This is a genomic window from Variovorax sp. GW460-12-1-14-LB1, assembly GCF_059423605.1.
Map to the genome: position 1 here is coordinate 1 of NZ_JBWKYF010000054.1, position 21,265 is coordinate 21,265.

The window sequence follows — 21,265 nt, forward strand, 5'->3', positions numbered from 1 at the left end:
ACCAACATAGACAAGGGCACGATCTCTACCCGCGGCGCGGTCTTGGCGGCGGGCTACCGCGCGAGCGGTTTAGTCCTAGGCTGCAAAGCGGATGCTCGCATCGTCTGCCGACGATCAGCATGGAGCGCATGGCTGCCACCGAGGCCTGCACCACAAGCACCTCAATCGAACCGAATTCCCTCCATCACAAGGGCTTCAGCCGTCGCAGTCAAAAAGAACCCGCTCTCCAGGCGCGCCGCGAACCCGGCAGCCCGCAGACCAGCCGCTAACCGCCGGTCTCAAGCGCTGCGCGTCGCGCCTTCTCGCTCAGCTGAAACAGCTCTCCCGCCTTGCGAGCGAGATCAGCCGCAAGCCAGAGCACGTTGTCCAGTTGTCGAGGTCCGTCACCGCTGCACCAGTCGATCTCTTCCCCATGGCAGACCCACAGAAGAGCTTCGAGTTGCGAGAGTGTGTTTTCGAGAAGATCCGCCGGGTCTTTGGCGTTGTCTTCGGAAGCTACCGGCGTGCGAGGCCGGGCTATAGTCTTGGTAGCCATTTTTGTGCGGTCCTTTAGAGGGTGTTGCACGGACTTGGTTAGACGGCTGGGGTGCTGATAACGCCCTGGCCGTCGCCTTTTGATACCTCGCATCTGCATCGCTGCTTTCGCACCGACGACCTGCCGCGAGGCAAGCAGCCTTCAAACATCTCGGTGGTGGTGGGGGTGTGGCGCCTTTCTTCTTCCCTTGGTGGGGTGTCGAGTGACAGGGGCATTCACTCTAGAGAAGAACCCGGCGAAGTGGCCGGTTCATGCGGCACGAAGTCTCGGCGAGCGCCAACAAATGCAGCTTCCGCAGCGGCGCTTGACGCTCACGCTGGCGGGGTGCCTTGGGCAGCGAAATAAAGGGGGGAGCCCGAAGGCCGGGGGACATTCGCGGAGCAAGGTACTCCGTCGGCGTGAACGCCCCCCGAAGGCGAGTGGAAAGACTCAGTCCATCCAGGACCGCGCCCGGTCCAGATGCTCCCGGCACTCGCGCACCATGCGTTCGAGCAATTCCGCGCAGGTCGGGATGTCGTCGATCAGCCCGATGCACTGGCCGGCCGAGACCACGCCGTTGTGCACCTCGCCCGACTCCAGCGCCGCGCGGCCGCGTGCGCCGGCCACCAGCGGGCGGATGTCCTCGAACTCGCAGCCGCCGGGACGGCGTTCGGTGGCCACCACCTCTTCGGAGATCGCATTGCGGAACACGCGCGCGGTGTTGTGCAGCGTGCGGAACATCAGCTTGGTGTCGCGCTCGGTCGCGGCCACCAGCGCCTGCTTGATGTTGTCGTGGATCGGCGCTTCCTGGGTCACGCAGAAGCGCGTGCCCATGTTGATGCCTTCTGCGCCCAGCGCCAGCGCGGCGGCCATGCCGCGGCCGTCGGCGATGCCGCCCGACGCGATGATCGGAATGCGCAGCTTGCGCGCCGCCACCGGCAGCAGCACGAGGCCGGGCACGTCGTCCTCGCCCGGGTGGCCCGCGCATTCGAAGCCGTCCACCGACACCGCGTCGACGCCGTTGCGCTCGGCCGAGAGCGCGTGGCGCACCGAGGTGCACTTGTGGACGATCTTCACGTCGTGGCGCTTCAGGGCCTCGATGAAGTCCTTCGGGCTGTTGCCCGCGGTCTCCACGATCTTCACGCCGCTGTCGATGATGGCCTGCACGTACTCGGCGTACGGCGGCGGCTTCACCGCCGGCAGGATGGTGAGGTTCACGCCGAAGGGCTTGTCGGTCATCGTGCGCGTGCGCGCGATCTCGTGGCGCAGGTCGTCGGGCGTGGGCTGCGTGAGCGCCGTGAGAATGCCCAGGCCGCCGGCGTTCGACACGGCCGCGGCCAGCTCGGCGCGGCCCACCCATTGCATGCCGCCCTGGATGATGGGGTAGCGGATGCCGAGCAGTTCGGTGATGCGGGTCTTCATCGTCGCAGCCGCTTACAGCGTCGTCACGAGTTCCGGCACGGCCGTGAACAGATCGGCCACGAGGCCGTAGTCGGCCACCGAGAAGATCGGAGCTTCTTCGTCCTTGTTGATCGCGACGATGACCTTCGAGTCCTTCATGCCGGCCAGATGCTGGATGGCGCCCGAGATGCCCGCGGCGATGTACAGCTGCGGCGCGACGATCTTGCCCGTCTGGCCCACTTGCCAGTCGTTGGGGGCGTAGCCCGCATCGACGGCTGCGCGGCTGGCGCCCAGGCCTGCGTTGAGCTTGTCGGCCAGCGGCGTCATCACTTCGTTGAACTTCTCGGCGCTGCCGAGAGCCCGGCCACCCGAGACGATGATCTTGGCGGCGGTCAGTTCGGGGCGGTCGCTCTTGGTGACTTCACGGCTCACGAAGGCGCTCTTGCCGCTGTCGGCGACGCCTTCAGCCGTTTCAACGGTGGCGCTGCCACCGGTGGCAGCGGCTGCATCGAAGCCGGTCGTGCGCACGGTGATCACCTTGGTGGCGTCGGTGCTCTGCACGGTGGCGATGGCATTGCCGGCGTAGATCGGGCGCTCGAACGTATCCGGGCTGTCGACCTTGGTGATGTCAGAGATCTGCGCCACGTCCAGCTTGGCGGCCACGCGCGGTGCGACGTTCTTGCCGTTGGCGGTCGAGGGGAACAGGATGTGGCTGTAGTTGCCGGCGATCGCCAGCACCTGGGCTGCGACGTTCTCGGCGAGGTTCTCGGCCAGCGATGCGCTGTCGGCAGCGATCACCTTGGACACGCCGGCGATCTGCGCGGCGGCCTTGGCGGCTTCAGCGGCGTTGGCACCGGCCACGAGGATGTGGACGTCGCCACCGCAAGCCAGGGCTGCGGTCACGGTGTTGAGGGTGGCCGGCTTGATGCTGGCGTGGTCGTGTTCGGCAATGACGAGTGCGGTCATGTTCGTTTCTTCCTCAGATCACTTTGGCTTCGTTCTTGAGCTTGTCCACCAGGGTGGCAACGTCAGGCACCTTGATGCCGGCGCCACGCTTCGGGGGCTCGCTGACCTTGAGGGTCTTCAGGCGGGGCTTCACGTCCACGCCCAGGTCTTCGGGCTTGAAGGTGTCCAGCTGCTTCTTCTTGGCCTTCATGATGTTGGGCAGCGTCACGTAGCGCGGCTCGTTCAGGCGCAGGTCGGTCGTGATGACCGCGGGCAGCGTGAGCGTCAGGGTTTCCATGCCGCCGTCGACTTCGCGTGCGACGGTGACCTTGTCGGCTGCGAGCTCGACCTTCGAGGCGAAGGTGGCTTGGGGCAGGTCAGCCAAGGCAGCCAGCATCTGGCCGGTCTGGTTGGCGTCGTCGTCGATGGCTTGCTTGCCGAGGATGATCAGCTGGGGCTGTTCCTTGTCGACCAGTGCCTTGAGCAGCTTGGCAACCGCGAGAGGTTGCAGCTCTTCAGAGGTCTCGACCAGGATGCCGCGATCGGCACCGATGGCCATCGCGGTGCGCAGGGTTTCCTGGCACTTGGCATCGCCGCACGAGACGGCGATGACTTCGGTCACGATGCCCTTTTCCTTCAGCCGAACCGCTTCTTCGACAGCGATCTCGTCGAAGGGGTTCATGCTCATCTTGACGTTGGCAATGTCCACCCCGGTGCCGTCGCTCTTGACGCGCACCTTCACGTTGTAATCGACGACCCGTTTGACAGGCACAAGAACCTTCATTGACTTGACTCCATTGGATTGCAAAAAGGGGGGCTTCGAGAGCAGCCTGCCATTTTAGGACGCCGGCCTTGGCTGCCTCTCCATTCTTCTTGTCGGCCTCGAGGGCCATAAAAAAGAACGATCGTGCTTTTCCGTGATTATAAAACAGCGGGAGGCGCTGCGGCCACTCCCGCCGGCAAAGATTCCACTCGCAGCACCCGCTGCGGATAGGGAATGTCAATGCGGGCGGCGCGCAGCCCTTCGAGGATGGCGATGTTGATGGCCGAGCGCACGTTGTCCTTGCCCTTGTCAGGGTCGGCGACCCAGAAGTTCAGGCTGAACTCCAGGCCGTCGGGCGCGAAGGTGACGAGGTAGGCGATGGGCGCGGGGTCGGTCATGACGCGCGGCTGGGCCTTGGCGGCGTCGCACAGGATGCCCTGCACCTGCGCCACGTCGCTCTCGTAGCCGACCACGATGTTGGTCGTGATGTTGAACTTGCGGTCGGCCAGCGAGAGGTTCTCGACCCGCCCGGTGATGAGCGACTCGTTCGGCACGATCGCCTCGCGCCCGTTGCCCGCGCGGATGAGCGTGTAGCGCGTCTTGATGTCGGTGATGCGGCCCTCGAAGGTGTCGACCTTCACGTTATCGCCGATGCGGATCGAGCGCTCCAGCAGGATCACGAAACCGCTCACGTAGTTGGCCGCCAGCTTCTGCAGGCCGAAACCCAGGCCCACGCCGAGCGCGCCGCCCAGCACCGACAGCGCCGTGAGGTCGACCCCCACCGCCGACAGCGCGAACAGCAGGCCGATCAGCAGCAGGAAGGCACGCACCGCGTTCGACGCCACCTTGCGCATCGACAGGTCGCTCACGGCCTCGCGCAGGATGCGCTTCTCGATGGTGCTGGAGATCCACAGCGCGATCATCAGCACCAGCCCCGCCGACAGCGCGCCCTGGATGATGGTCTGCAGGCTCACGCGGGTCTTGCCGAAGGCCAGCGTGATGTCGTCGAGTTCAGCCAGCACCGGCGGCAGCAGCCCGACGATCCACAGCACGGCGGCGATCCAGGCCAGCCACGAGATGGTGCGCTCGATCAGCCGCACCAGGCTCGAGGTGGGGAACACGGCCCGCAGCACCCGCGCGAACAGCCGGATGACCGCCAGCGACAGGAACACCGGCACGGCGATGCGCAGCACCAGCACCACGGGCAGCACATCGAGCGCCACGCGGCGCGCGATGCCGGTGAGCACCAGCGCGAGCAGCGGGAACAGCAGGCCGTCGAAGGTGCGCTCGCCGAACCAGATCGAATCCTTGGGCTGGTCGCGCCCGAACCATTTGCACACCGCCCATGCCACGCCCACGCAGGCCACGAGCACGGCCAGTTCGATGCCCAGGCCGTGCGCGTCGACCTGTCGCAGGCGCTGGAGGAAGTCGTCGAAATTGAAATTCATCGGTGAAAGAAACAGGGCGCCCCGTGGGCGCCAACCGGGTTACAGGTCCGCCAGCACGCGGATGTGCGCTTCCACGCTGCGCGCCAGGGCGTCCAGGTGGTAGCCGCCCTCGAGCAGCGAGACGATGCGCCCGCGCGCATGGCGCTTGGCGACATCGCGCACCCGGCCGGTGATCCAGGCGAAGTCGTTTTCGTTGAGGCCGAGCTGGCCCAGCTCGTCCTCGCGGTGGGCGTCGAAGCCGGCGCTGATGAACACCATCTGCGGCTTGAAGGCGTCGAGCCGCGGCATCCAGATCGCCTCGACCAGCTCGCGCACGTCCATGCCCTTGGTGTAGGCCGGGATCGGCAGGTTCAGCATGTTCGACGCCGGGTGCTCGGTGCCGCTGTACGGATAGAACGGATGCTGGAAGAACCCGACCATCAGCACACGCGGATCGTTCGACAAAATGTTCTCGGTGCCGTTGCCGTGGTGCACGTCGAAATCGACGATGGCCACGCGGTCCAGCCCGTGCACCTCGAGCGCGTGCCGCGCGGCAATGGCCACGTTGTTGAAGAAGCAGAAGCCCATGGCCTGCTCGCGGCAGGCATGGTGGCCCGGCGGGCGCACGGGGCAGAAGGCGTTCTCGATCTCGCCGGCCATCACGGCATCGGTGGCCGCCACGGCGGCACCCGCGGCGCGGCGCGCGGCCAGCAGGGTGAAGCGGGTCAGCACGGTGTCGGGGTCGACCTGCGCATGGTCGGGGCCGCCGGCGGGCGCGTCGGCCACGAGGCGCTGCTGCAGTTCCTCGAGGTGTTCGACATGCGCGTGGCTGTGGGCCCGGGTGATCTGTTCCAGCGTGGCCAGGGGCACCTCGCCCCGCGCCAGCGCGTCGCCGACGCCGGTCAAAAGCAGCCGGTCTTCGATGGCATCCAGCCGCTCGGGGCATTCGGGATGCCCGTTGCCCATGTCGTGCTTCCAGAAGTCGCGATGCGTGAAGTAGCCTGTCTTGCCCATCTCTCGCCGTGTCTCGTGTCGTCGCGTCTAGACCTCACGCAGCATGGGGCCGCAAGGTCTTACGGTATCGTTTGCATATGGATACAAATATGGACGTTGCTGCGAAGCTAGCCACTTTGCTGAGTCAGCTTAACACGGTGATTGTTGGCAAAGAGGCCCAGGTGCGCGACTGCGTGGCCTGTCTGCTGGCGGGCGGGCACCTGCTGATCGAGGACGTGCCGGGGGTCGGCAAGACCACCCTGGCCCATGCGCTCTCGCACACTTTCGGCCTGCAGTTCTCGCGTGTGCAGTTCACGGCCGACCTGATGCCGGGCGACCTGTCGGGCGTGGCGATCTACGACCGGGGCCAGCAGGCCTTCGTGTTCCACCCCGGGCCGATCTTCGCGCAGGTGTTGCTGGCCGACGAGATCAACCGCGCCAGCCCCAAGACCCAGAGCGCGCTGCTCGAGGCGATGGAAGAAAAGCAGGTCACGGTCGAGGGCGAGACCCGCCCCCTGCCCTCGCCCTTCTTCGTGATCGCCACGCAGAACCCGCAGGACCAGCTCGGCACCTTCGCGCTGCCCGAGTCGCAGCTCGACCGCTTCCTGATGCGCATCTCGCTGGGCTACCCCGACCGCGCGGCCGAGCGCCAGCTGCTGGCCGGCGCCGACCGCCGCGAGATGCTCGCCGGCCTGCCCGCGATGCTGACCGCCGGCGAACTCACCGCCCTGCAGCAGCGCGTGCAGCAGGTGCATGCGGCCGAGCCGCTGCTCAACTACCTGCAGGACCTGATCGCCGCGACCCGCTCGGGCCGCTGGTTCCTGCAGGGCCTGTCGCCGCGCGCGGGCATCGCCGTGCTGCGCGCCGCCAAGGCGCAGGCGCTGCTGGCCAACCGGAACTACGTGGCGCCCGACGACGTGCAGGCCGTGCTGCCGCAGACCATCGCGCACCGCCTCACGCCCGTGGGCGATGCCGGCCGCGGCGCCGTCGAACAGGTGCGCGCCATGATCGCCGAGGTGCCGCTGCCGTGAGCCCTGTCGGCGTCCTGCGCTCGCGCATCGACGGCTGGTTCCTCTCGCGCCGGGCCCCGTCGGACACGCTCGAACTCACCCAGCGCAACGTCTACATCGTGCCCACGCGCGCCGGCTGGACGCTGGCGGCCACGCTGCTGGTGCTGCTGGTGGCGTCGATCAACTACCAGCTCAACCTGGGCTACCTGCTGACCTTCCTGCTGGCCGGCAGCGTCGCGGTGGGCATGCATGTGTGCCACGCCACGCTGCGCGGGCTGGCGCTGCGCATGGTGCCCCCCGAGGCGCAGTTCGCGGGCGCCGCGGCGGTGCTGCGCGTGGTGCTGCACAACGAACGGCGCAGCGTGCGCTACGGCATCGGCATGGCGGTACGCGGCAGCGGCCAGTGGGCCTGGACCGACGTGCCCGCCGAAGGCACGGCCACGGTGGAGATCGCCTTCCAGCCCGAGCGGCGCGGCCTGCACCCGGTGCCGCCGCTGACCGCCGAGACGCGCTTTCCGCTCGGCACCTTCCGCGTCTGGACGGTCTGGCGCCCGGCCGCGCAGCTGCTCGTGTACCCGACGCCCGAAGCCCACCCGCCGCCGCTGCCGGCGGGCGAGCCGCTCTCGGGGCCCGCCGCCGCGTCGGCCGCGGTGCGGGCGCAGAACGCCGGCGAGTACGACGGCGTGCGGGCCTACCGCCGCGGCGATCCGCTCAAGCTCGTGGTCTGGAAGAAGGCCGCCCGCGCGCAGGCCAACGGCTCCGAAGACCTGGTGAGCCGCGACACGCAGCACACGCAGCGCGAAGAACTCTGGCTCGACGCGCACGCCGCCGCGCTGCCCGACACCGAGGCCCGCCTGTCGCGCCTGTGCGCCTGGGTGCTGATGGCCGACCGGCTCGGCGTGGACTACGGCGTGCGCGTCGCCGGCCGCACGGTGAAGCCGTCGCAGGGCGAGGCGCACCGGCGCGCCTGCCTCGAGGCGCTGGCGCTGTGCGCATGAACGGGACTGCCGCATGAACCGGGTCGTACGCGAACTCACCGCACTGCCGAGGGACGCACGGGACACGCTGTTCCTGCTCTGCGTCATCGGCCTCATCCTGCTGCCGCAGGTGAACGAGCTGCCCTGGTGGTGCTCGGCCATCACCGCCATGGTGCTGCTGTGGCGCGCCTCGCTGGCGGTGCAGGCGCGCCCGCTGCCCAGCAAGTGGTGGCGCATCGCGCTGCTGGCGCTGGCGCTGGCCGGCACCTACGCCACCCACCGCACGCTGCTGGGCCGCGACGCGGGCGTCACGCTGGTCGTGTGCCTGCTGGCGCTCAAGACGCTGGAGCTGCGCGCCCGGCGCGACGCCTTCGTGGTCTTCTTCCTGGGCTTCTTCGCGATGCTCACGAACTTCTTCTATTCGCAGTCGCTGCTCACCGCCTTCATCATGCTGCTGGCGCTGCTGGGCCTGCTGACGGCGCTGGTCAACGCCCACATGCCGGTGGGCCGGCCGCCGCTGATGCAGGCCGCGCGCATGGCCGGCTGGATGGCGCTGGCGGGCACGCCGGTGATGCTCGCACTGTTCCTGCTGTTCCCGCGCTTCGCGCCACTGTGGGGCACGCCCAGCGACGCCATGGCCGGGCGCAGCGGCCTGTCGAACACAATGCGGGTCGGCACCATCGCCGAACTGGCGCTCGACGACAGCATCGCCGCGCGCATCAAGTTCGACGACAACCGCGCGCCGCCGCAGAGCCAGCTGTACTTCCGCGGCCCCGTGCTGGCGCAGTTCGACGGCCGCGAATGGACGGCGCTGCCGACCTGGGCGCGCAGCGGGCAGTCGGTGTCGAACCTGCGCACGCGCGGCGAGCCGGTGCGCTACGAGGTCACGCTCGAGGCCAGCCAGCGCCCGTGGCTGCTCACGCTCGACGCCGCGCCGCGCGCGCCCGAGGTGCCCGGCTACGAGGTCACCGGCACACCCGACCTGCAGTGGTTCGTGAACCGGCCGATCATGGACCTCGTGCGCTACCGCGCCGAGAGCCACCCGCAGTTCCAGAGCGGCCCGATCGTGCGCACCGGTGGCCGGCTCCAGCCCTACCTGGTGCTGCCGCCCGGCAGCAACCCACGCACCGCCGCACTCGCCGCCCAGATGCGCGCCGACCCCACGCTGGCCGGCGCCGATGCACAGGCCTTCGTGCAGGCCGCGCTGCAACGTCTGCGCACCGGCGGCTACACCTACACGCTGGAGCCCGGCGTGTACGGCAACGAGACCGCCGACGAGTTCTGGTTCGACCGCAAGGAAGGCTTCTGCGAGCACATCGCCTCAGCCTTCGTGGTGCTGATGCGCAATCTGCAGATCCCGGCGCGCATCGTCACCGGCTACCAGGGCGGCGAGCTCAACAACGTCGACAACTACTGGGTGGTGCGCCAGAGCGACGCCCACGCCTGGGCCGAGGTGTGGCAAGAGGGCGCGGGCTGGGTGCGCGTCGACCCGACCGGCTCGGTCGCGCCGGGGCGCATCGGGCAGTTCCAGCGCCTCACGCCGCAGCCCGGCCTGCTGGCCGGCGCCATCGGCGTCATGAGCCCGACGCTGGTGCAGAACCTGCGCGCCGCCTGGGAGGCCGTGAACAACGGCTGGAACCAGTGGGTGCTCAACTACACGCAGAGCCGCCAGCTCGACCTGCTCAAGACCCTCGGCTTCAACGCCCCGAGCCTGGAAGACCTGGGCTACGTGCTGCTGTACCTGCTGGTGGCCGCGAGCCTGGCCGGCGCCGGCTGGACGCTGTGGGAGCGCAGCCGGCACGACCCGTGGCTGCGCCTGCTGGGCCGGGCCCGCGCGCGCCTGGCCAAGGCCGGCCTGCCGCTGCCCGAGACAGCGCCGCCGCGCCAGATGGCCCAGGCCGCCGACGCCCGCTTCGGGCCCGCCGCGCAGGCCGTGCGCGACTGGCTGCTGAAGCTCGAAGCCCAGCGCTACGCGCCCGCCGCGTCCGGCCCATCGGCCTCGCTCGCCGCGCTGCGCGCCGAGTTCCGCCGGCTGCCCTGGCCGCCCACGCCGCCGCGCGCCTGACGCGCGGCTGCAACCACATGTGTCCCCCGAAAGTGCGCATGCGCACGGGCGGCACAATCGTGCCCATGTCACACGCCTTTCCCACGCCCTTGCGCGCCGCAGTGGCCGCCACCGCCCTCCTCGCCGCCTGCGTCGCCTGGCCCACGGGCGCCCTGGCCCAGAAGCCCCAGGCCAATGGCCGCCCCGCCGTCACGCCGGTGCGCGGCAGCACCCCGTACGCCACGCGGGACGACGCCATGGCGTTCGCCGACGATGTCGCCCAGCGCCGCAACCTCGACCGCGACTGGGTGCGCGCCACCATCGGTGCCGCGCGCTTCCTGCCCAACGTGCCGCGCCTGATGCTGCCGGGCCCCGTCGGCACCGTGAAGAACTGGCAGACCTACCGCAGCCGCTTCATCGACCCGGTACGCATCGCGGCCGGCGTGCGCTTCTGGCGCGCCAATGCCGAGACGCTCGCGCGCGCCGAGGCCACCTACGGCGTGCCGCCGGAAATCATCGTCGGCATCGTCGGCGTCGAGACCATCTACGGCCGCAACATGGGCAACTTCCGCGTGATCGATGCGCTGGCCACGCTGTCCTTCGACTTCCCGCAGGGCCACCCGCGCGCGGCCGAGCGCATCGCCTTCTTCCGCGGCGAGCTCGAAAGCTTCCTGAGCACCGAAAGCCGCACCGCCGACGACCCGCTCACGCCCGTAGGCAGCTACGCCGGCGCCATGGGCATGCCGCAGTTCATGCCCAGCAGCATCGCCAAGTACGCGGTCGACTTCGACGGCGATGGCCGCATCGACCTCGTGAACAACCCGGTCGACGTGATCGGCTCGGTGGCGAGCTACTTCAAGGGCTTCGGCTGGACGCCGGGCATGCCGTCGATCTATCCGGTGCATTTCGAGGAAGCGCGCCTGAAGAAGGCGCTGCTGCTGGCGCCCGACATCCTGCCGACCTTCAGCGCCGACAGTTTCGTGGCCGCGGGCGCCGTGCCCGAGGGCGAAGGCCTGAAGCACAAGGGCCTGCTGGCGCTCATCGAGCTGCAGAACGGCCTCGACGCGCCGCCGACCTATGTCGCGGGCACGCGCAACTTCTACGTGATCACGCGCTACAACTGGAGCAGCTACTACGCGATGTCGGTGCTCGACCTCGGCCAGGAGGTCAAGGCCGCGATGGAGCAGTAACCGCGATGACACCGCAGGCGCTGCACGCGAACTGGACCGCCGCCTGGCACGCGCTGGGCGTGGCCGCGCCCGACGACGCATTGCGGCTCGAACTGCAACGCCGCTACGGCGAGCCGCAGCGCCACTACCACACGATGCAGCACCTGGGCGAATGCCTCGCGTGGTTCGACCGGGAACAGGCGCTCGCCGAACGCCCCGGCGAAGTCGCGCTGGCGCTGTGGTTCCACGATGCGATCTACGACGTGCATGCGCATGACAACGAAGCGCGCAGCGCCGACTGGGCGCGGCAGGCGCTGCAGGCGGCCGGCGCGAGCGATGCGTCGGCCGAACGCGTCCACGCGCTCGTCATGGCCACCCGCCACGACGCCGTGCCCGAGGGCCGCGACGCCGAGCTGCTGATCGACATCGACCTGTCGATCCTCGGCGCCGAGCGCGCGCGCTTCGACGAGTACGAGCGCCAGGTGCATGCGGAATACGGTTTCGTTCCCGAGGAGATTCGCCTGCCGCGCCGGCGCGCGATCCTCCAGCGCTTTCTAGCTCGCCCGGCGATCTACGCCACGCCACGCATGCACGCGCTGCTCGAAGCGCGGGCGCGCGAGAATCTTCAGCGTTCGATCGCCGCCTGATCGGTCGGCACCAGCCGCCACCATTCGGAGCGCGGCGGCACGTCGCCGAACGTCTCCTCCACCACCCCGAACAGCAGCCCGTCGCGCCCCGCACCCAGCTGCGACAGCGCCAGCGGCCGCGCGAGATCGCGGCACAGCATGAAGCTCGCATCGCCCTGCCAGTCGAGGCAGCGGCCAACCTCGGCCAGCATCAGCGCGGGCTGGCCTTGCATGAAGGTGAAGGGCATCGGCAAGCCCGCGTCGAGCTGCGCCAGCCCCGCGCGCGTGGCCTCCCATGCGCCGCGCCGGCTGGTCACGCGCAGGCGCGCGCCCGCCGGCAGCGCGGCTTCGCCAGCCGCGTCGAGGCAACGCAGCGCGCCGTACATCGCCAGCTCGGTCCACAGGCCGACACGGCGCGGCCGGCGGCCCAGGCGGGTCGCCAGCGCGTCGCGCCAGTCGTCGGGCGGCGGATGCGCCACGACATGAGCGACGGTGCGCCAGGGGGCTGCAGCGTGGCTCATTCGGCGTTGCAATCCTTGAGCACCAGCGACGCATGCCCGCCGCCGAAGCCCACCACGTTGAGCAGGATGTGGCGCAGCCGCGCCGGCGGCCCGTCGCTCAGCGCGATGCCCAGCGTCTCGTCCAGCGCGTAGCCGACCGACGGCCAGACGGCGCCTTCGATGCAGCCGACCAGCAGGGCCAGCTCCGCCGCCCCGGCCGCGCCCAGCGTGTGGCCGATCGCCGACTTGAGCGACACCAGCGGCGGCAGCGGCGCGAACACCTCCCGCAGCGCCTCGACCTCGATCGCGTCGTTGACCGGGCTGCCGGCCGCCTGCACCTTGATGAGGTCGATGTCCGCGGGCTGCAGGCCGCTGCGCGCCAGCGTGTCGCGGCACATCGCACGCACGGCGCTCGCCTCGGTGCCCGAGGGGTTGCGGCCGTCGACCACGTTGGCGCCGCCCAGCAGCGCCCAGCGCGCGGGTTGCGATCCGAGCCGCAGCGCCGCCACCGCCTCGCCGAGCACCAGCCCCTGGCGCCCCGCGCCGAAGGGCCGTGCGCTGTCGGGCGCCAGCAGCTGCATCGCGCCGAAGCCGGCCACGGTGAAGCGGTTGTCGAGTTCGGCGCCGATCACCAGCGCCTCGCGCGCCTCGCCCGCGCGCACCATGTCGGCCGCTGCCAGCATCGCGTTGAGCGCCGAGGTGCAGGCGGTCGAGACGGTGAAGACCGGGCCTTGCCAGTCGAGCGCGGCGGCGGCGATGTCGGCAAAGTCCTGCAGGTCGCCGCTCAGCCGCGCGTCGTGCTGCGCGTGCTCCATGGCCCCGATGTCGAGCGACGACGAGGCCACGAACAGCGGCCCCTGCCGGTCCAGCCCGTCGCCGGTCTGCGCGACCACGCGGCGCACCGTGTGCTGCACGCGCTGCGCCCAGTCACCGGGCGGCACCGCCAGCGTGTAGACCGGCCACTGCAGGCCCTCGGCCACCGTCACCGGCGTGGGCGGCACGCCGCCGCGCCGCAATGCCGCGAGTGCCGACGGCAGATCGTCGCCGAGCACGCAGGCCAGGCCCATGCCGGCCAGGTACACCGGACTCATCCCTTGCCCGCTTGCACCAGGTGTTCCGCCAGGTGCGCGATCGACGTCATGGCGCGGCGCGTGTCCTTGCTGTCGGGCATGCGCAGGCCGAAGTGCTGCTGGATCGCCATCGACACCTGCAGCGCATCGAGCGAATCGAGGTCCAGGCGCGCCTCGGGGCCGAACAGCGGCTCGTCGTCGCCGAGGCCGCCGGGCGGCGCGTCTTTTTCGACAGCCTCGAGCACGAGGGCCTTGAGGCGGGCGATGAATTCAGGAGAAGAAACGGTGCTCGTCACGGTGCGCGCCTGCGAAACAGAAAGACAGCCACGAAGAACATGAGGGCCGCGAACGCCACCAGCCGGCCGACCTGCGGCAGCACCTCGGCCACGCCGCCGCCGCGCAGCAGCACGGTGAGCAGCGCTTCGAGCCCCCAGTTCATGGGAGAGATTTCGACCATGCGCTGCATGAAGCCCGGCATGACGAACTTGGGCACCATGATGCCGCCCGCCGCCGCCATCAGCACATTCACCATCGGCCCGAGCGTGGCGGCCTGCGCATGGCTCTTGACGAGGCAAGCCACCGCCAGCGACAGGCTCACCGCCGCCAGGCTCACGGCCGCCAGCGACAGCAGCAGGCCGCCCCAGTGGATGCCCGCGAGCGAGAGCGCGTCGCCGCCGATCAGCGGCATGAACCAGATGCCCGCCGCCAGCATCAGCAGCGCCTGCAGCGCGTTCACGCCGAGATACGGCAAGGCCTTGGAAGCGAGCAGCATCGAACGCGACACGCCCAGGCTCTGCAGCCGGCCGAGCGCGCCCGAGCCGCGCTCCTGCACGAACAGGCTGGACAGCGAGGCCACCACGAAGAACATGCCGAACACCAGCCAGGCCGGCACGTTCTGCTGCACCGACGTGGGCCGCGGGCCGGCGGTGGCAAAGCGCTCGGCCTGCACCATCGCCTGGATGGACGCATCGGGCGCGGGGCTGGCCGTGCCGGGCACCGCCAGCGCGAGCCGCGCCTTGAGTTCGCCCGAGGCCCCGATGAGTTCGGCGCGCAGTGCGTTGAACAGATTGGCGTCGATGCCGGGTTCGGCGAGCAGGCGGATGTGGGCACGCGTGGAGAGCGCGGCCGATTCCAGTTCGTCCGACAGCCCGGGCTCCAGCACGATCACGTACTTGAGCGTGCCGCTGCGCAGCCGCGCCTGCCAGTCGCTGCCCAGCGGCTGCGGCGCGCCGTGGCTGCGCTGCCAGATCTGCAGCAGCCATTTGGCGGGCGTGCCGCTGTCGCGCGCATCGACCGCGTAGCTCAGCTCGGCCAGCGGCGGGCGGTAGATGTCCTTCAGCGTGAGCGACATCAGCACGATGAACACCATCGGCATCACGAACAGCACGGCCAGCCCGTGCATGTCGCGCACGAGGGCCAGCAGTTCCTTCTTGATGAGCGCTAGGAGCATGGCGTTCGGTCAGTCGCGCAGCGAACGGTGCGTGAGCGCCATGAAGAGCTGCTCGAGGTCGTGCCGGCCGAACTCGGCCTGGCGCACCTCGATGCCTTCGGCTTCGAGCGCGGCCAGCACGGGGCCGGGACCGGTGCCTGCGTTCAGGTGGATGCGCCAGTGCGCCGCGCCCTGCTCCACCGTGCCGAAGCGCGAGAGCATCTGTGCGTCGAGCCCGTCGGCGGCCAGGGTCAGCAGCATCGCGCTTTGCGACAGCAGCGCGTCGAGCGGGCCTTCGCGCAGCACGCGGCCCTGGTCGAGGATGGCCACGCGATCGGCGATGGCCTCGATCTCTTCCATGTAGTGCGAGGCGTAGATCACCGCCGCGCCGGCCTGCGCCAGGCTCTTGATCGCATCGAGGATGAAGGCGCGCGACTGCGGATCGACGCCCACCGTCGGCTCGTCGAACAGCATCAGCTCGGGTTCGGGCAGCAAGGCGATCGCGAGGTTGAGCCGGCGCTTGAGGCCGCCCGAGAGCCGTTCAGCACGCACGCCCGCGAACTGTTCGAGCTGCGCGAACTGCGTGCAGGTGTCGATGCGCGCCTTCTTGCGCGCACCCGAAAGCTTGCCGGCCGCGGCAAAGCAGGCCAGGTTCTCGGCCACGGTGAGCATCGGATAGAAGGCCTGGTCCTGCGGCGCCACGGCGATGCGCGTGGGCGCCTTGGCGCGCACCTGCTGCAGCGGCTGGCCGTCGATGCGGATGTCGCCCGACTGCACCGCAAGCGCGCCCGACAGGTGCGAGATCAGCGTGGTCTTGCCGGCGCCGTTCGGGCCCAGCAAACCCAGCACGCAACCGCGCGGCACGGCGAGCGACACGTCGGCCAGCGCGGCCTTGTCAGCGTGCGGGTAGCGATAGCCGAGCTGGTGAAGCTCGAGCATCAGGCGACGGCGGCCTTGAGGTCGCGGAAGAAGGTTTCTTCCTGCTGCGCCTGCTCACGCAGCTTGCCGGCGAGTGCCACGGGATCGACCGGCTCGCGCCCTTTCACCATGCGCGCCGCCTTGAGCGCGAACGCGCGCCAGCCGTCGCCGATGGCGATCAGGCGTTCGGACATCTGCGTGAGCTGCGGCTTGTCGAGCAGCTGCGCGGCCTCCTGCAGGAAGCCCGCGTAGATGAAGCGAAAGCCCGCCCCGCCCGTGCCGATTTCTTCCTGCATGCGCACCAGGTGGCCGATGAAGTCGACGCTGCGCGGATCGCTGGGCGACAGCTTCTGCATGCGCTTGGCCAGCGTGCGCATGCCGCGCACGCCGACGATGGGCACGGGTGCGAGCATGTTGCGCACGGTCTTGCGGATGGCCCGGGTCACCGAGGCGGCGTCGACCGCCTTGCGCTCGATGGCCTGCGGGTAGTACATGAGGCCCTTGGGTGCCAGCACGCCCTTGGCGAAGCGGGCGCGCGACAGGTCTTCGCTGGCGCAACGCACGGGCTCCTCGAACACCGGGTCGCTGATCAGGTAGTCGTCGCCGTCCTTGCCGTAGACCAGCAGGTTGTGCGCGTTGAAGTGAAAGCGCATGTTCGGCGGAAAGTACGGCAACCAGTAAACCGAGGTCTGCAGGCCCACGAGCTGGCCGTCGGCCAGCAGCGCGTCCAGCCGCTGCTGCCCGGCCTGCGGGCTGCGGAAGGTCTCGAAGCGAAAGCGCGCGGCCATCGGCGCCAAAAGGCCCTTGATGATGGCCTTGGGCGGCATGCGGTACGAGATGAGCGGCAGGCCCGACAGCTTGATGAACGGCAGGTAGGCGAACGACAGCGCCGACGACAACCCCAGCGCCATCGCCTCGCTCATCGGCGCGCCGTGGTGGCGCATGAGGCTGGAGATGACGCCGCTTTCGCAGTGCGCCGCCTGTTGGTGTTGGAAGTTCACGGCAGGCCTTGCAGGGTGGAAACGGGCAGCCCCAGCGCCTGGCCGTAGCGGGCGAGCTGGGCCGGCGACAGCGCGGCGAAATGGCGCGGCAGCAGGTGGCGGCGCACGCGCCACTGCCAGAAGCCGCTGGTCTGCGAGAGCAGCGCCACGTCCATGCGGCGCTCGTACATCCAGTACTCGAGCGGCGAAGCCAGCCCGGCCTTCACGCGCGCCTTGGCCTCTTGCGCCTGCTCGACCAGCACGTCGACCGCGTGGCTGGTGACGATCTCTTCCGCCTCCCAGCCCTTCGAGGTGGTGGTGACGACGCGGCCTTGCGCGTCGCGGGCGTACATCAGCTTGGAATGGCCTGCGAGGGTCGCGTTGCCCTCCTGTGGCACGGCATCGAGGTCCATGGCTACACAGCCTCCAGGTAGATGAAGCCGCTCGAAAAACGGCCGCTTTCCGGTACGAACATCAGCAGCTTCTGGCCCGGCTTGATGCGGCCCGAGCGGAACAGCTCGTCCAGCATGATGTACGGCGAGGCCGAGCCCGTGTTGCCCTTGGTCGCGAGGTTGCTGAACCAGCGCTCGCGCGGAATCGGCAGGCCCAGCGACGCCAGGCTCGCGGCCACGGGCTCGACGAAATAGTGCGACGACAGGTGCGGCAGGAACCAGTCGATGTCGTCGGTCTTCAGCCCGCGCCGCTCGATGATGGCGGCCAGCGGCTCGGCCAGCGTGGCGCGCACGATGTTGTCGTTGAGCAGGCGCACGTCCTGCTTGACGGCGAAGGTCGAGTCGCGCTGCCAGTCGGCCGGCGAGGTGCGGGCCCAGCCATCGAGGCCGCCCTGTTCGTTCTTGTCGGCGCCGGCATACATGCACACCGGCAGCTCGTGCGCCGCCGACGACAGCTCGATCCATTCGACGCGCAGCGACAGCGGCCCGCGCGGCTCGCGCTCCAGCAGCACCGCGCCGGCGCCGTCGGACAGCATCCAGCGCAGGAAGTCTTTCTCGAAGGCGATCTCGGGGCGCGCTTCGAGCGCTTCGAGCTTGTGCTCGAGCTCGGCCTCGAAGTTGATCCCGCGCATCACAGCCGAGGCCAGCTCGGAGCCCGTGGCGACCGCGCGCCGCGCGTCGCCCGCGCGCACCGACAGCCACGCATGCTTGAGCGCCGCCGCGCCGGCCAGACAGATGCCGGCGCAGGCCACCACCTCGAGCCGGGGCCAGCCCAGTTCGCCGTGCACCATCACCGCGTGGTTGGGCATGAGCTGGTCGGGCAGCGAGGTGCCGGTGGCCAGGCAGTCGACTTGGCCGATGTCGTCGCCCAGCGCGCGGATGGCCGCGGCGGTGAGCTGTGCGTTGGTCATGGCCAGCTGGCCGGTGGCACGGTCGATGGCGTAGTGGCGCGACTGGATGCCGTTGCTGCGCAGGATGAGGCGTCGCGCACGCGACACCTTGCCGCCGATGCGGCCCAACACTTCTTCGATGTCTTCGTTGCTGACCGGAGAAAAAGGCAGGAAGGCAGCGGTGCGGGTCAGGAAAACATCAGTCGTCATAGAGAGGGAGCCGGTCCGTGGCAGAGCCCGACGGGCGCTCGAATTGAGCCGTCATTTTAGTCAGCCACCCTCGGAACAACGGCCGCAGCAGGGCCTGCAGCGTCAGGCTCACCGGCACGACGGTGACGATCAGTGCCAGCAGAAACAGCACGTACAGCAAGAGCAGCGGTTTGCGCACCGCCGCGCCCGGCCCGCCGGCCGCCATGATCAGCTTGCCCCACAGGTAGAAGCTGCGCGTGCCGGCCTTCTCGCTGATGAGCAGCCGCGCCTGGGCGCGCACCGCGCCCAGCCCGGCCAGCAGGGGCGCGTCGCCCTGCTCGCGGCCTTCATGCAATGCGTCGCGCAGGGCCCGGCCGAAGCGGCCGCAGCCGCGGATCTGTTCCTCGCTCAGGCCCGCGTCGGGCATGCCCCAGAAGCCGCGCTTGCGACCCCAGATGAGCCAGGCCGGCGTGGTGAAGAAGGTGGCGAGCGTGGGGCCGGGGTCGGTGAGCACCACGTTGTCGATCAGGCGCGCGCCGGTGGCGGCGAGCAGGCCCTTGAGCTTTTCGTGGGCCAGCAGCCACATGTTGCGGCAGGCAATGACCGTGACCACGGGTTTTCCCTTGAGCAGCCGCGCCGCCACGGGGTGCTGCAGGAAGGCCACGACCGGCTGCGCGGGCGCCAGAAACCACACCTGGTACGGCAGGATGACGAGGTCGAAGTCTTCGTCGCCCGTGAGCGTCAGCGGCGCCAGCGGGCCCGGCTTCAGGTGGGCCGACTCGGGGAACGCGTCGAAGAAGGTCAGGAAGGGCCAGGGAAAGGGAAAGCGCTGCAGCGGCCGCAGCGTCTCCACGCGCAGTTCGATGCCCGGGTCGGCGCGCAGCGGCGCGGCGATCTGCCCGGCCACGCGGTCGAGTTGCCCGGTCTGCGAGTACTGGATCAGCAGGACGCGTTTGACACGCGCGCTCGGGGTGGCAGGAGGGCTGGCGGTGGGGCTGGAAGAACTTGGATTCACTGGCGGGCCGTGGCGGGGGCCGTCGAATGTAAGCGAACCTTTTCAAAGGTGCATCTGCCATAGGTCATGGCGTCGCGTGAATCCGACGAACCAGGGCGCCAGAAAGCGAAAAAGGGCCGCACCTCGCGGCGCGGCCCTTGTTTGCAATTGCTGCTGGCGACGCGCCGGTCAGCGCACCTTGCCGGCCTTCCAGGCGCTCAGCAGCTTGTTGTAGTCGATGGTCTCGCCCTTGGGCTTCTCGTTGGCCAGCTTCTTCCAGGGTGCGTGCTGGTCGCTGAGCCACTTGTTCGGGTCGCCCTTGGCGTTGAGCTTGGGCGCGCAGTGGGCCATGCCGGCGCGTTGCAGGCGGCCCATCACGTTGTCCATCTCGTCGGCCAGGTTGTCCATGGCCTTCTGCGGGGTCTTCTCGCCCGTGACGGCCTCGGCCACGTTCTTCCACCACAGCTGCGCCAGCTTGGGGTAGTCGGGCACGTTGGTGCCGGTGGGCGTCCATGCCACGCGGGCCGGGCTGCGGTAGAACTCGACCAGGCCGCCCAGCTTGGGCGCCATGTCGGTCATGGCCTTGCTCTGGATGTCCGATTCGCGGATCGGGGTCAGGCCCACGATGGTCTTCTTGAGCGAGACGCTCTTGGAGGTCACAAACTGGGCGTAGAGCCAGGCGGCGGCGGTCTTGTTGGCGTCATGGCCGTTGAAGAACGACCACGAACCCACGTCCTGGTAGCCGTTCTGCATGCCCTGCTTCCAGTACGGGCCGTTCGGGCCGGGCGCCATGCGCCACTTGGGCGTGCCGTCCTCGTTCACCACGGGCAGGCCCTTCTTGGTCATGTCGGCCGTGAAGGCCGTGTACCAGAAGATCTGCTGGGCGATCTGGCCCTGCGCGGGCACCGGGCCGGCTTCGCCGAAGGTCATGCCCATGGCTTCCTTGGGCGCGTACTTCTTCATCCAGTCGATGTACTTGGTGAGCGCGTACACGGCGGCCGGCGAGTTGGTCGCACCGCCGCGCGACACGGCCGCGCCCACGGGCGTGCACTTGTCGTCGGCCACGCGGATGCCCCATTCGTCGATCGGCATGCCGTTGGGGGTGCCGATGTCGGCGGTGCCGGCCATCGAGAGCCACGCATCGGTGAAGCGCCAGCCCAGCGACGGGTCCTTCTTGCCGTAGTCCATGTGGCCGTAGATCGGCTTGCCGTCGATGGTCTTCACGTCGACGCTGAAGAACTCGGCGATGTCCTCGTAGGCGCTCCAGTTCAGCGGCACACCCAGGTCGTAGCCGTACTTGGCCTTGAACTTGTCCTTCAGGTCCTTGCGATCGAACAGATCGGCGCGGAACCAGTACAGGTTGGCGAACTGCTGGTCGGGCAGCTGGTAGAGCTTGCCGTCGGGCGCGGTGGTGAACTTGGTGCCGATGAAGTCCTTGAGGTCGAGCCCGGGGTTGGTGTACTCCTTGCCCGCACCGGCCATGTAGTCGGTGAGGTTCATCATCTTGCCGTAGCGGTAGTGCGTACCGATCAGGTCGGAGTCGGAAATCCAGCCGTCGTAGATCGACTTGCCCGACTGCATCGAGGTCTGCAGCTTCTCGACCACGTCGCCTTCCTGGATCAGGTCGTGCTTGACCTTGATGCCGGTGATTTCCTCGAAGGCCTTGGCCAGCGTCTTCGATTCGTATTCATGCGTGGTGATGGTCTCCGACACCACCGAGATTTCCTTGACGCCCTTGGCCTGCAGCTTCTTGGCCGCGTCGATGAACCACTTCATCTCGGCCGCCTGCTGGTCCTTGCTCAGGGTCGACGGCTGGAACTCGCTGTCGATCCATTTCTTGGCTTCGGGCTCTGCGGCCCATGCGCCGTGCGCGGCGACCATCGCCGCCGCCATTGCCAATGCCGTGTAGCGCATCTTCATGAATGTGTCTCCTCGGTTGTGCTTCCCCGGTTTTTTCATCGCGGCTCCGGGGAG

The 21,265-nt window shown here is 69.1% G+C and carries 22 protein-coding genes; 6 read left to right on the forward strand and 16 right to left on the reverse strand.

The genetic code is table 11. From position 1 onward, the window contains the following. The coding region (locus AC07Y4_RS23385) for a hypothetical protein (RefSeq protein ID WP_495275185.1) at positions 1–269 on the forward strand (269 nt) is incomplete at its 5' end. Here the strand turns inward: AC07Y4_RS23385 and AC07Y4_RS23390 are convergent. From AC07Y4_RS23390 to AC07Y4_RS23415, 6 genes are all read right to left on the reverse strand, one after another. Next, positions 266–535, reverse strand: coding sequence for a hypothetical protein (locus AC07Y4_RS23390; RefSeq protein ID WP_487848571.1), 270 nt, complete (start codon positions 533–535; stop codon positions 266–268). The two genes, AC07Y4_RS23385 and AC07Y4_RS23390, sit on opposite strands and share 4 nt — an antisense overlap. Before the next feature lie 429 nt (positions 536–964). Continuing rightward, positions 965–1,936, reverse strand: a complete 972-nt coding sequence (locus tag AC07Y4_RS23395; protein ID WP_487848570.1) for an NAD(P)H-dependent flavin oxidoreductase — start codon at positions 1,934–1,936, stop codon at positions 965–967. Between the two features lie 12 nt (positions 1,937–1,948). Next, on the reverse strand, positions 1,949–2,881 hold the full coding sequence (locus tag AC07Y4_RS23400) for an electron transfer flavoprotein subunit alpha/FixB family protein (protein ID WP_487848907.1): 933 nt from the start codon (positions 2,879–2,881) through the stop codon (positions 1,949–1,951). A 13-nt stretch (positions 2,882–2,894) separates the two neighbouring features. Continuing rightward, positions 2,895–3,644 carry an electron transfer flavoprotein subunit beta/FixA family protein gene (locus AC07Y4_RS23405; RefSeq protein ID WP_495275186.1) on the reverse strand — a complete coding sequence of 250 codons (750 nt, stop codon included), beginning with the start codon at positions 3,642–3,644 and terminating at the stop codon, positions 2,895–2,897. Positions 3,645–3,781: 137 nt separating this feature from the next. Further along, positions 3,782–5,071 carry a mechanosensitive ion channel family protein gene (locus AC07Y4_RS23410; RefSeq protein WP_487849147.1) on the reverse strand — a complete coding sequence of 430 codons (1,290 nt, stop codon included), beginning with the start codon at positions 5,069–5,071 and terminating at the stop codon, positions 3,782–3,784. A gap of 39 nt (positions 5,072–5,110) precedes the next feature. Then, on the reverse strand, positions 5,111–6,064 hold the full coding sequence (locus AC07Y4_RS23415) for a histone deacetylase family protein (RefSeq protein WP_099796365.1): 954 nt from the start codon (positions 6,062–6,064) through the stop codon (positions 5,111–5,113). Between the two features lie 89 nt (positions 6,065–6,153). On the opposite strand from AC07Y4_RS23415, the gene AC07Y4_RS23420 reads away from it, so the two are divergent. The 5 genes from AC07Y4_RS23420 to AC07Y4_RS23440 all read left to right on the forward strand — a co-directional run bounded on the left by AC07Y4_RS23420 (position 6,154) and on the right by AC07Y4_RS23440 (position 11,890). Further along, positions 6,154–7,074, forward strand: coding sequence for an AAA family ATPase (locus AC07Y4_RS23420; protein WP_062482262.1), 921 nt, complete (start codon positions 6,154–6,156; stop codon positions 7,072–7,074). Further along, entirely contained in the window at positions 7,071–8,051 is a 981-nt protein-coding gene (locus AC07Y4_RS23425) for a DUF58 domain-containing protein (RefSeq protein ID WP_159272340.1), read from the forward strand. Before AC07Y4_RS23420 ends, AC07Y4_RS23425 begins: the two co-directional genes overlap by 4 nt. A gap of 13 nt (positions 8,052–8,064) precedes the next feature. Continuing rightward, on the forward strand, positions 8,065–10,095 hold the full coding sequence (locus AC07Y4_RS23430; protein WP_487849148.1) for a transglutaminase TgpA family protein: 2,031 nt from the start codon (positions 8,065–8,067) through the stop codon (positions 10,093–10,095). Positions 10,096–10,160: 65 nt separating this feature from the next. Beyond that, positions 10,161–11,264 (forward strand): lytic murein transglycosylase B, encoded by a 1,104-nt coding sequence (gene mltB / locus AC07Y4_RS23435; protein WP_062482271.1) that lies wholly within the window; start codon positions 10,161–10,163, stop codon positions 11,262–11,264. Between the two features lie 5 nt (positions 11,265–11,269). Continuing rightward, positions 11,270–11,890: an HD domain-containing protein gene (locus AC07Y4_RS23440; RefSeq protein WP_487849149.1), complete on the forward strand. Its 621-nt coding sequence runs from the start codon at positions 11,270–11,272 to the stop codon at positions 11,888–11,890. Here AC07Y4_RS23440 and AC07Y4_RS23445 read toward each other — a convergent pair. The 10 genes from AC07Y4_RS23445 to AC07Y4_RS23490 all read right to left on the reverse strand — a co-directional run bounded on the left by AC07Y4_RS23445 (position 11,869) and on the right by AC07Y4_RS23490 (position 21,211). Beyond that, complete coding sequence (locus AC07Y4_RS23445) at positions 11,869–12,390, reverse strand: hypothetical protein (RefSeq protein ID WP_487849150.1); 522 nt, start codon at positions 12,388–12,390, stop codon at positions 11,869–11,871. The two genes, AC07Y4_RS23440 and AC07Y4_RS23445, sit on opposite strands and share 22 nt — an antisense overlap. After that, positions 12,387–13,460, reverse strand: a complete 1,074-nt coding sequence (locus tag AC07Y4_RS23450; RefSeq protein WP_487849151.1) for a beta-ketoacyl synthase N-terminal-like domain-containing protein — start codon at positions 13,458–13,460, stop codon at positions 12,387–12,389. Before AC07Y4_RS23450 ends, AC07Y4_RS23445 begins: the two co-directional genes overlap by 4 nt. Continuing rightward, the gene (locus AC07Y4_RS23455; protein ID WP_095744800.1) at positions 13,457–13,735 is read right to left on the reverse strand and encodes an acyl carrier protein; all 279 of its coding nucleotides are present in this window, start codon (positions 13,733–13,735) and stop codon (positions 13,457–13,459) included. The genes AC07Y4_RS23450 and AC07Y4_RS23455 overlap by 4 nt, the downstream gene beginning before the upstream one ends. Continuing rightward, entirely contained in the window at positions 13,732–14,889 is a 1,158-nt protein-coding gene (locus AC07Y4_RS23460; RefSeq protein ID WP_354346351.1) for an ABC transporter permease, read from the reverse strand. The genes AC07Y4_RS23455 and AC07Y4_RS23460 overlap by 4 nt, the downstream gene beginning before the upstream one ends. Positions 14,890–14,898: 9 nt before the next feature. Beyond that, on the reverse strand, positions 14,899–15,807 hold the full coding sequence (locus tag AC07Y4_RS23465; RefSeq protein ID WP_487849152.1) for an ABC transporter ATP-binding protein: 909 nt from the start codon (positions 15,805–15,807) through the stop codon (positions 14,899–14,901). Next, positions 15,807–16,787 carry a BtrH-related acyltransferase DarH gene (gene darH, locus AC07Y4_RS23470; RefSeq protein ID WP_159277464.1) on the reverse strand — a complete coding sequence of 327 codons (981 nt, stop codon included), beginning with the start codon at positions 16,785–16,787 and terminating at the stop codon, positions 15,807–15,809. The genes AC07Y4_RS23465 and darH overlap by 1 nt, the downstream gene beginning before the upstream one ends. Then, positions 16,784–17,179 (reverse strand): DarG family dialkylresorcinol biosynthesis protein, encoded by a 396-nt coding sequence (locus AC07Y4_RS23475; RefSeq protein WP_070059463.1) that lies wholly within the window; start codon positions 17,177–17,179, stop codon positions 16,784–16,786. The genes darH and AC07Y4_RS23475 overlap by 4 nt, the downstream gene beginning before the upstream one ends. A gap of 2 nt (positions 17,180–17,181) precedes the next feature. Next, positions 17,182–18,318 carry a beta-ketoacyl-ACP synthase III gene (locus AC07Y4_RS23480; protein WP_487849153.1) on the reverse strand — a complete coding sequence of 379 codons (1,137 nt, stop codon included), beginning with the start codon at positions 18,316–18,318 and terminating at the stop codon, positions 17,182–17,184. Then, complete coding sequence (locus tag AC07Y4_RS23485; protein WP_235926656.1) at positions 18,308–19,312, reverse strand: dialkylrecorsinol condensing enzyme; 1,005 nt, start codon at positions 19,310–19,312, stop codon at positions 18,308–18,310. Before AC07Y4_RS23485 ends, AC07Y4_RS23480 begins: the two co-directional genes overlap by 11 nt. A gap of 168 nt (positions 19,313–19,480) precedes the next feature. Next, positions 19,481–21,211, reverse strand: a complete 1,731-nt coding sequence (locus AC07Y4_RS23490) for an ABC transporter substrate-binding protein (protein WP_070059465.1) — start codon at positions 21,209–21,211, stop codon at positions 19,481–19,483. Between the last annotated feature and the right edge of the window lie 54 nt (positions 21,212–21,265).